Annotated in this window: 9 protein-coding genes; 3 read left to right on the plus strand and 6 right to left on the minus strand. The window is 74.1% G+C overall.

All coding sequences use genetic code 11. The annotated features are described in order from the left end of the window. Positions 1–86: 86 nt before the first annotated feature. Complete coding sequence (locus ACJA3G_RS22715) at positions 87–353, minus strand: WhiB family transcriptional regulator (RefSeq protein WP_406554872.1); 267 nt, start codon at positions 351–353, stop codon at positions 87–89. Positions 354–579: 226 nt separating this feature from the next. Here ACJA3G_RS22715 and ACJA3G_RS22720 point away from each other — a divergent pair, with 226 nt between their 5' ends. Together ACJA3G_RS22720 and ACJA3G_RS22725 are read left to right on the plus strand one after the other, a co-directional pair. After that, positions 580–1,326 carry an IclR family transcriptional regulator gene (locus ACJA3G_RS22720; RefSeq protein ID WP_406554873.1) on the plus strand — a complete coding sequence of 249 codons (747 nt, stop codon included), beginning with the start codon at positions 580–582 and terminating at the stop codon, positions 1,324–1,326. Between the two features lie 163 nt (positions 1,327–1,489). Further along, entirely contained in the window at positions 1,490–3,142 is a 1,653-nt protein-coding gene (locus tag ACJA3G_RS22725) for a serine/threonine-protein kinase (RefSeq protein ID WP_406554874.1), read from the plus strand. Between the two features lie 7 nt (positions 3,143–3,149). Here the strand turns inward: ACJA3G_RS22725 and ligD are convergent, their stop codons facing one another. After that, a complete protein-coding gene (gene ligD / locus ACJA3G_RS22730; RefSeq protein ID WP_406554875.1) occupies positions 3,150–4,175 on the minus strand; it encodes a non-homologous end-joining DNA ligase in 1,026 nt (341 codons plus the stop codon). 65 nt (positions 4,176–4,240) lie between these two features. Here ligD and ACJA3G_RS22735 point away from each other — a divergent pair, with 65 nt between their 5' ends. After that, entirely contained in the window at positions 4,241–5,311 is a 1,071-nt protein-coding gene (locus tag ACJA3G_RS22735; protein WP_406554876.1) for an ATP-dependent DNA ligase, read from the plus strand. Positions 5,312–5,320: 9 nt separating this feature from the next. Here ACJA3G_RS22735 and ACJA3G_RS22740 read toward each other — a convergent pair whose 3' ends face one another. The 4 genes from ACJA3G_RS22740 to ACJA3G_RS22755 all read right to left on the minus strand — a co-directional run. Next, complete coding sequence (locus ACJA3G_RS22740; protein WP_406554877.1) at positions 5,321–6,379, minus strand: class I SAM-dependent methyltransferase; 1,059 nt, start codon at positions 6,377–6,379, stop codon at positions 5,321–5,323. A 28-nt stretch (positions 6,380–6,407) separates the two neighbouring features. Then, positions 6,408–7,598 (minus strand): glycosyltransferase, encoded by a 1,191-nt coding sequence (locus ACJA3G_RS22745; RefSeq protein WP_406554878.1) that lies wholly within the window; start codon positions 7,596–7,598, stop codon positions 6,408–6,410. Then, positions 7,595–8,473 (minus strand): alpha/beta fold hydrolase, encoded by an 879-nt coding sequence (locus ACJA3G_RS22750; RefSeq protein WP_406554879.1) that lies wholly within the window; start codon positions 8,471–8,473, stop codon positions 7,595–7,597. Before ACJA3G_RS22750 ends, ACJA3G_RS22745 begins: the two co-directional genes overlap by 4 nt. After that, positions 8,467–8,769: acyl carrier protein (locus tag ACJA3G_RS22755; protein WP_406554880.1), on the minus strand; the 303-nt coding region annotated here is incomplete at its 5' end. The genes ACJA3G_RS22755 and ACJA3G_RS22750, both read right to left, overlap by 7 nt.

Raw genomic sequence — 8,769 nt, forward strand, 5'->3', positions numbered from 1 at the left:
CGCGCGGCCCACCCCCGAGAAGGGCACGCGCGTCCGCCGGAGGAACCCGGCCGTTCCTGAGCCGGCCGGGTTCGTGGCTCGACCCCTCAGGCCCGGCCGCGCCGCAGTCCGCGGCTGCGCTGGAGCTGGAGTCTCTCCTGCTCGGAGAGGCCGCCCCAGACGCCGAACCGCTCGTCGTTCGCGAGCGCGTACTCCAGGCAGGCCTGGCGTCCCTCACAGCCGCCGCAGAGCTGCTTGGCCTCCCGCGTCGAGCTGCCGGGGGCGGGGAAGAAGAACTCGGGCCCCGCCTGGGCGCACAACGCGGTCTCCTGCCAGGCGAGTTCCGGCCCGGCGATGGTGGTGTTGATCGACATGCCTTCATGCTGGCCCGGCCGGATCAACGTCCGGTCAATGATCGTTGAACGCCTTCCGCCGCCCGCGTCAAGCGATCTTCGCCCGCCGCCCGCTCTTTGGCCGGTTCCAGCCTGTCGATCACGGGACGGGAGTGGTTCCGGCCGCCTTCGCCGTTGCCGTGAGCGACCAGAACACCCGGCCGTAGTGTGGAGCCCTTCGTCGATCACGACCCGTCAGGGAGCCGATATGACCGAGGCCACCACGGTGCGCACACCGACCGGCGCGCAGGCCGTGCAGCGCGCCCTGGAGGTGCTGCACTCCTTCCACGACAACGGCCCCGACCTCAGCGCGTCCGATCTCTCCCGGCGCCTGGGGTTACCCGTCTCCACCGCCCACCGGCTGGCCCGCACCCTCGTGGGGGCGGGCTTCCTGGAGCAGGACGTGCGCACCGCGCGCTACCGGCTCGGCCCCGCCATGACCGAGCTCGGCCGCCTCTCGTACCACCAGCGCGGGCTCCATCTGGCCGCCCCCGAGCTCGCCGACCTGGCCGCGCGGACCGGCGCCGTCGCCGACCTCGCGCTGCGCAGTGGCCCGCACGCGGTGATCGTGGCGGGCGGCCCGGTCCCCCCGATGGCGGGGCTGCGCCGCCCGCTGCGCTCGACGGCGCCGGGCCGGGTGCTGCTCGCCTGGCCCGGGCCGGACGAACCGTCGGCCCTGGACGAGGAGTTGGCGGACGTACGGGCCGACGGCTTCGCGCGCGAGGAGAGCGAGACGGTCCCCGGCGCGTACGGCACGGCGTACGGGACGCGCACCCTGGCCGTGCCGGTCCTCGACCGCGCCGGCCACGCCCGCTTCGCCCTGTCGCTGCGGGCCGCGCCGGTGGTGATGACGGACGAGCGGGCCGTCTGGTTCCTGGCGCAGGCACGCGCGTGCGCCCAGGCGCTGGAGATACTCCTGCTGCCCCCGGCCGAGCGCCGGCCGCCCCTGGCGTAGCGGGGCGGCGGCGGTCCGGTTCGGCGCGACAACGCCCGGCAGGCGGCTCAGCATGGAAAGGGGCGGGATCCTCGGCCGCACGACGGCGGAAGTGAGGAACCATGACGACGCACACACCCTCCGCACGGTGCCCCCGCCTGCCCGATCACGCCTCGGGAGCACCATGAGTGCCGGTGCGCAACGGCTGCTGGCCGGCCGGTACCTCCTCGTCGAACAGCTCGGCCACGGCGGGATGGGCACCGTGTGGCGGGCGCAGGATCAGCTGCTCAGCCGTGAGGTGGCGGTGAAGGAGCTGACGGTCGGCGGGCTGCCGCGCGAGGAGCTCGCGGTGCTGCACGCCCGCATGGAGCAGGAGGCACGGGCCGCGGCGCGGGTCAAACACCCCGGGGTCGTCACCGTGTTCGATGTGCTGGAAGAGGACGGCCGGCCGTGGATCGTGATGGAGCTGATCGACGGCCAGTCGCTCGCCGACGTCATCGCCACCGAGGGGACACTGCTGCCACGGGACGCGGCCCGGCTCGGCGCGCAGTTGCTGTCGGCGCTGGACCGGGCCCACCAGCTCGGGGTGCTCCACCGGGACGTCAAACCGGCCAACGTGTTGCTCGAACGCGGCGGCCGGGTGGTGCTCGGTGATTTCGGCATCGCCGTCATGGGGGGTTCCAGCGGGCTGACCCGCACCGGCGACGTCGTCGGTTCGCCGGACTACCTCGCCCCGGAGCGTGCCATGGGCCACCGCCCGGGCCCGGAGTCCGATCTCTGGTCGCTCGGCGTGACGCTGTACGCCGCGGTGGAGGGGCAGTCACCGTTCCGCCGCACCACGACGATGAGCACCTTGCAGGCGGTGGTCGCCGAGGAGCTTCCGCAGCCCCGGCACGCGGGCCCGCTCGCCCCGGTCATAGAAGCGCTGCTGCGCAAGGACCCGAACGAGCGGGTCACCGCCGAGCAGGCCCGGCGGATGCTGGACGATGTGGCGGCCGGGCTGCCGGTGAGCGCGCCCGGGGCGGCGGAGCATCCGCCCACGCAGGTGGCGCCGCCGACGGACAGCGGCGGCCGGGAGCGCCTCGCCCCGGACGCGACCCAGACGCCACCGCACACGCCGTTGCCGCCGCCCTACGCGCCGGGCGACCGGGCCGGGTCCGGCCAGGCGGCGTACGACGACCATCGGGCGGCCACCCCGCCGACCGTACGGGTGGCCTCCGCCGACGACTACGGCGGCCATCCGGGCGGCGCGGGCGACGGAGGCCACCCGTACGGTCGGCGCAGGTCGCTGCTGATAGCCGGGGCCGCCCTGGCCGTGGTACTGGCGGGCGGTGGCGCAGCCGCGGTGATGACCCTGAGCTCCCGGGACACCCCGCAGCCGGCCGCTCCCGCCGTCTCGCAGAGCGTCGTCACCCGGACGGCCACACCAACGACCCCTCCCAGCCGGACCGGCGAGGTCCCGGCGCCGGCGCAGTCCAGCGCCGCACCGACATCGGTCCCACCGACCACGCCGGCCACCCCGACCACCACAAACGCCACGACCCCCACGACCTCACCCGCCCAGCAGGTCGTCGAGGACTATTTCGCCGCCATCAACGCCAAGGACTACGCGCGCGCCTGGGAGCTCGGGGGGAAGAACCTGGGCGGCACCTACGACTCCTACGTCAAGGGCCTCGCCACCACCGTCTCCGATACGGTCACCGTCGACTCCGTCTCCGGGGACACCGTGACCGTGCGGCTCGACGCGCTGCAGGCGGACGGCACGCACAAGCTCTTCGCCGGCACGTACACCGTCGACCACGGCGCCATCGTCACGGCCGACGTCGACACGCAGTGACGCGCCGCTAGGAGTCCTTCTTCCTGGCCCGGCTCGGCTGCACCCGCAGGGGCTCCCCGGGCATCTTGGGATAGTCCGGCGGATAGGGCATGTCGCCCAGCCGGTGGTCCTGTTCGTCGCGGGCGGCGAGTTCGAGGAGCGGCTCCAGGCCGAAGGCGTGGTCCTCCATGTCCGCGTGGACGTCCCCCACCTCGGCGTACCGCTCGGGCATGGTCCTCAGGTCGAAGTCCTCGGGCCGGATGTCGTCCAGCTCCTCCCAGCGCAGCGGCGCGGAGACCGGGGCGTGCGGCTTGGGGCGGACCGAGTAGGCGGAGGCGATAGTGCGGTCGCGGGCCGTCTGGTTGTAGTCGACGAAGATCCGCTCGCCGCGCTCCTCCTTCCACCACGCGGTGGTGACCTTCCCCGCCATGCGCCGCTCCAGCTCCCGGCCGACGGCGATGGCGCAGCGGCGCACCTCGGTGAAGGTCCAGCGGGGCTCGATGGGGACGAAGACGTGGATGCCCCGGCCGCCGGAGGTCTTGGGCCACCCCCGGATGCCGGACTCCTCCAGCAGGGCGCGCAGTTCGTGGGCGACCGGGACCGCGTCGTCGAACCCGGTGCCGGGCTGGGGGTCGAGGTCGATGCGGAGTTCGTCCGGGTGGTCGGTGGCCTCGCGGCGTACCGGCCACGGGTGGAAGGTGAGGCAGCCCAGGTTGGCGGCCCACAGCACGGCGGCGGGCCCGGTCGGGCAGATCTCGTCGGCGTGGCGGCCACTGGGGAAGGAGATCCGGGCGGTCGGGATCCACTCGGGCAGGTTCTTGGGGGCCCGCTTCTGGAAGAAGGACTCGCCGTCCACCCCGTCCGGATAGCGCTCCAGGGTGGTCGGGCGGTCGCGCAGGGCGCGGGTGATCCCGTCGGCGACGGTCAGGTAGTACCTGGCCACGTCCAGCTTGGTGTAGCCGCGCTCCGGGAAGTACACCTTGTCCGGGTTGGACAGGCGGACGGACCGTCCGGCCACGTCCAGCTCCACGGCCTCACCCTTGCTCGTGCCCATGCAGGCCACGGTAGGCGTGAGCCGCAAATGGCGCATATCGGCACAGTCCGGCGAGAATCAGCGGTATGGACCTGCCGGTGATGCCGCCCCTGAAGCCGATGCTCGCCAAGTCGGTCGCCAGGATTCCGCCCGGGATGCAGTACGAGGCGAAGTGGGACGGCTTCCGTGCGATCGTGCACCGCGACGGCGACGAGATCGTCATCGGCAGCCGCAACGGCAAGCCGCTCACCCGCTACTTCCCCGAGCTCGCCCAGGCCCTCAAGGAGCGGCTGCCCCGGCGCTGTGTGGTGGACGGCGAGATCGTCATCGTCCACGAGGGCCGACTCGACTTCGACCGGCTCACCGAGCGCATCCACCCGGCCGCCTCCCGGGTGAACCTGCTGGCCGAGCAGACCCCGGCCAGCTTCGTCGCCTTCGACCTGCTGGCGCTGGGGGACGACTCACTGCTCGACACCCCGCTGAGCGAGCGCCGGGCCGCCCTGACCGGGGCCCTGGAGGGCGTCGGGCCGCCGGTGCACCTGGCGCCCGCCACCACGGACGTCGAGCAGGCCCGGGAGTGGTTCGAGCGGTACGAGGGCGCCGGGCTGGACGGGGTGGTGGCCAAGCCGCTCGACCTGCGCTACCGCCCGGACGCCCGGCTGATGTACAAGATCAAGCACGAGCGCACGGCCGACGCGGTGGTGGCGGGCTACCGCTTCCACAAGAGCGGCCCCGTCGTCGGTTCGCTGCTGCTGGGCCTCTACGACGGCGCCGGCGCCCTCCAGCACGTGGGTGTCTGCGCGGCCTTCCCGATGAAGCGCAGGGCCGACCTGATCGAGGAGCTGGCGCCGCTCCTGATGGACGATCCGGTGGGCGGCGGGCACCCGTGGGCCGCGTGGCTGGACGAGGCCGCCCACGCGGGCGCCCGGCTGCCGGGCGCGCAGAGCCGCTGGACCGGCAAGAAGGACCTGTCGTGGGTGGCGCTGCGGCCGGAGCGGGTGTGCGAGGTGGCCTACGACCACATGGAGGGCGACCGCTTCCGCCACACCGCCCAGTTCCGCCGCTGGCGCCCGGACCGGTCCCCCGACAGCTGTACGTACACCCAGCTGGAGGAACCGGTCTCCTACGACCTGGCGCAGGTGCTGTCGGGCGGCTGACCGGCCCGCTCAGCCGTCCCGGCGGGCGATGACCCGGTACGCGTTGGAGAACCGGGTGCGCCGGGCCAGCGGGTTGAGCAGCTGGTCCAGGGCGTACACCGCGATCAGCACCGGTACGGCCGCCCACACCAGCGTGAACCGCGCGGCCCGTGCGGCGCGGCCCGGCCTGCGGGGCCGCCAGGGCGCGTCGTCGCGCGGCAGCAGCCGGTCGAACAGGAACCAGGTCGCGCACGCCAGGTCGGCGGGGATGTGGGCGTCGCGCCGCTCGGCCACCTCGACGGTGAAGCCCAGCTCGCGCAGCCGTCGGCAGAGATTGCCCATGGGGACCATGTTGAGGTGCTGGGGCTGGAACCAGGGCAGCCAGCGCCGGCCCAGCAGGCGTCCCGACAGCGACTCGGGGTCGGGCACCTCGATCAGCAGCCGTCCGCCGGGCGCCAACGCCGTGTGCGCGGCGACGAGTTCCCGGTGCGGGTCGGGGGTGTGCTCCAGGTAGTGGAACATGCTGACCGTGTCGTAACGGCCCGCCATCTCCCCGGCGAGCTCCACGAACAGCCCTCGGTAGGCCTCCTTGACGCGGCCCTCCTTGGCCGCGAGTTCGACGCCCTCGCCCATGTCGAGGCCGTCGAACTCGGTGTCGGGCAGCACTTCCTTGGCGGTGGCGCAGAAGTGGCCGAGCGAGGTGCCGACGTCCAGCCAGCGGCGGGGCAGGGCGACCCGCCGCAGCGCGCGGGCGCTGCGGCGGAACCGCTTCTTGCTGCCGTTGCCCTCGAACATCTTGGCGGTGGTCTCCGCGCCGAGGCCGTCGTAGAAGTCCCGGTAGTAGAAGTCCAGGCCCTCCGGGCTCAGGCGCGGGTTCTGGAAGACGTGCCCGCAGCTTTGGCACTCGTCGAGGACGAAGTGGCCGGGCTTGCCCTGGATGAGGTCCGTGGTGCGGAACTTGCGGCGCAGGTCGCGGCCGAGGCACCAGGGGCAGTCGGGGCGCGCCGGAAGGAAGAAGCGGGCCGTGCCACGGGCCAGCTCCTCCTGGTACGACGGGCGGAGGCCGGCGATCCGTTCACTGTCGGGCATGTGCGTCCCTCTCTACGGGGGGTGGGGGCTACTGGCGGGGCTGTTCCGCGGCGGCGAGCTTCTCCAGGCACGTGGCGGCGGCCGACTCGCCCCCGGCGGCGCGGAAGGCGTCCCGGATCCGCCGGGCCGCGTCCCGGTGGCCCGGCCCGGTCACCACCGCGTCCAGGGCCGCGCCGATCTGCTCGCGCCCGGCCCGCGCGAACTTCACCCGCACCCCGGCCCCGGCGCCCACCACCTGGGCCGCCACGACCGGCTGGTCGTCCCGGATCGGGGCGACCACCAGCGGTACCCCGTGCCACAGCGCCTCGGTGACGGTGTTGTGGCCCGCGTGGCAGACCACCGCCGACATCCGCTCCAGCAGGGCGACCTGCGGCAGCTCCGCGGCGACCAGCAGGCCGGGTTCCGGCGGCACCGGCCCGAGCAGCCCGCCGGGGTCGCAGACCACCGCCCGCAGCCGCGCGGCGCGGGCGCGCACCGCCGCGACGCTCTCGGCGAGGAAGCGCCCGCCCGCGTCGGTGTTCGCCGTACCCAGGGTGATCAGCACGGCCGGTGTACCCGGCGCCAGGTCCAGCCACGGCCAGGGGAAGTCGCCGGTGGCCGAGCGCCGGGCGGCCAGCGCCGGGCCCACGAAGCGCAGGTCGGTGTCGGGAGTGGTGTACGGGCCGGTCAGCTCGGGGGTGGTGAAGGCGAGGGTGAGGAGCGGGGAGAAGCGCGGGTCGTGGGTGGCGGCCGGGTCGCCGATGCGCTGCCGCAGCTCGTGGAGGAGCCCGGTGAGCCAGCTGTGCACGCCCGGCATCCCGGCCATGCTGTCGGTGAGCTCGGCGGAGGTGGTCGAGGAGGTCGCGAAGGGCACCCCGAGCCGCTCGGCCACCAGGGCGCCCGCCACGGTCTGCTGGTCCGCGACCACCACGTCCGGCCGGAAGTCGGTGACCGCCGCCGCCACCCCCGGCGCCATCGCCTCGGCGAGCGGCCCGAGGAACCGTGCCCAGAGGAACTTCAGGGCCGCGACCCCGCGCAGTTCGGGGGGCCGTCCGCCGATCCCGTCGGGGCCCGCGCACGCGTACACCAGGGGCCGCCGCTCCTCCACCAGCCGTCCCACGACCTCCGGGCGGCCGGCCCAGGCCACCTCGTGGCCCCGGGCGCCGAGTTCGGCGGCGACGGCCGCGGCCGGGTTGACGTGGCCCGTCAGCGGCGGCACCACGAACAGGAAGCGGCTCACCGGGCCGGCCCCGGTCCGCCCGGCCCCGGGGCCGCCGCGGTGGGCTCGGGCAGGGCCGCCGTATGGTCGCGGATCCAGCTCAGGGCCAGCTCACCGACCGCGTCGGACGCCTCGACCAGGACCGAGTGCTTCTGCCCGGGCACCACCGCGACGCGGCAGCGCGGCAGCAGCGACCGCAGCCGGGCGGCTTCGGCGGCCACCAGCCCCTCCTGACCGTTGATCAGCAGGACCGGGCAGCGCACCCGGCCCAACTGCTCGTCGGTGAGGACCCGCCCGCCGGGGATGTCCTCGGCGATGGTGGTGGAGCGCACCAGGCGGCCGGCGGCCTGGCCGAGCCGGCGGATGTGGGCGTCGTGGCGGGCGTCGCCGGTCCGGGTCGAGGAGAGCGTGCCGTACTGCTCGGTGAACCACAGCAGGGCGTCGTCCTCCGGCATGCCCACGGCGTGCCGCAGCGCCGCCGTCATGGTGTCCGACCAGGTGCGGCTGGCGGGCCCGGACTCGATGACGGTGACGGTGGCGACGCGGTCGGGCCGGTGCACGACGTAGTCGAGCGCGACCGTGCCGCCGAAGGAGTTGCCGACGAGGTGGACCGGGCCGTCGATCCCCAGCTCGTCGAGGAGGGCGTCGAGATCGGCGGTGAAGTGCTCCAGGGTGTAGCCGGAGGGCGGGCGTTCGCTGCGGCCGTGCCCGCGCAGGTCGTACATGACGGCCTCGTACCCGGCGGCGGCGAAGACCGGGCCGAGGGTGAAGTAGTAGCTGGCGAGGCTGTCGATGAAGGCGCCGTGGATGAACACCGCCGTCCCCCGTGGCGGGCGGCTCCTGGGGGTGAGGCGCTGGACGTGCAGGCCGAGCCCGTTGGCGCGGATCATCACCATCGGGCGGCCCCCGGTCCGGGGGCCCGGCCGAGGCAGTCCACCACATGGGCCACGAGCCGGCCGACGGTGAGCGCGATGATCTCGTCGATCTCCAGACCGGCGACGAACTCGGCGAAGTTGACCCGCTCCCCGTACCGCTCCTCCAGATGTCCGGAGAGCATGACGAGGTCGATGCTCTCCAGCTCCAGGTCGTCACCGAAGAGGGTGTCGGGGCGGATGTCGGCGGGGTCGGGGGCGTAGTCCCCGAGCACCGTGACGATCGCCTGGGCGATCTCGGCCAGCACGGTCTCCTCGTC

Source organism: Streptomyces sp. YS-3, from assembly GCF_045257485.1.
Classification (GTDB): Bacteria; Actinomycetota; Actinomycetes; order Streptomycetales; family Streptomycetaceae; genus Streptomyces.

Coding starts and splice junctions, on each gene's coding strand:
- ACJA3G_RS22715 (WP_406554872.1), bottom strand. CDS start 353: ATGTCGATCAACACCACCATCGCCGGGCCGGAACTCGCCTGGCAGGAG.
- ACJA3G_RS22720 (WP_406554873.1), top strand. CDS start 580: ATGACCGAGGCCACCACGGTGCGCACACCGACCGGCGCGCAGGCCGTG.
- ACJA3G_RS22725 (WP_406554874.1), top strand. CDS start 1,490: ATGAGTGCCGGTGCGCAACGGCTGCTGGCCGGCCGGTACCTCCTCGTC.
- ligD (WP_406554875.1), bottom strand. CDS start 4,175: ATGGGCACGAGCAAGGGTGAGGCCGTGGAGCTGGACGTGGCCGGACGG.
- ACJA3G_RS22735 (WP_406554876.1), top strand. CDS start 4,241: ATGGACCTGCCGGTGATGCCGCCCCTGAAGCCGATGCTCGCCAAGTCG.
- ACJA3G_RS22740 (WP_406554877.1), bottom strand. CDS start 6,379: ATGCCCGACAGTGAACGGATCGCCGGCCTCCGCCCGTCGTACCAGGAG.
- ACJA3G_RS22750 (WP_406554879.1), bottom strand. CDS start 8,473: ATGGTGATGATCCGCGCCAACGGGCTCGGCCTGCACGTCCAGCGCCTC.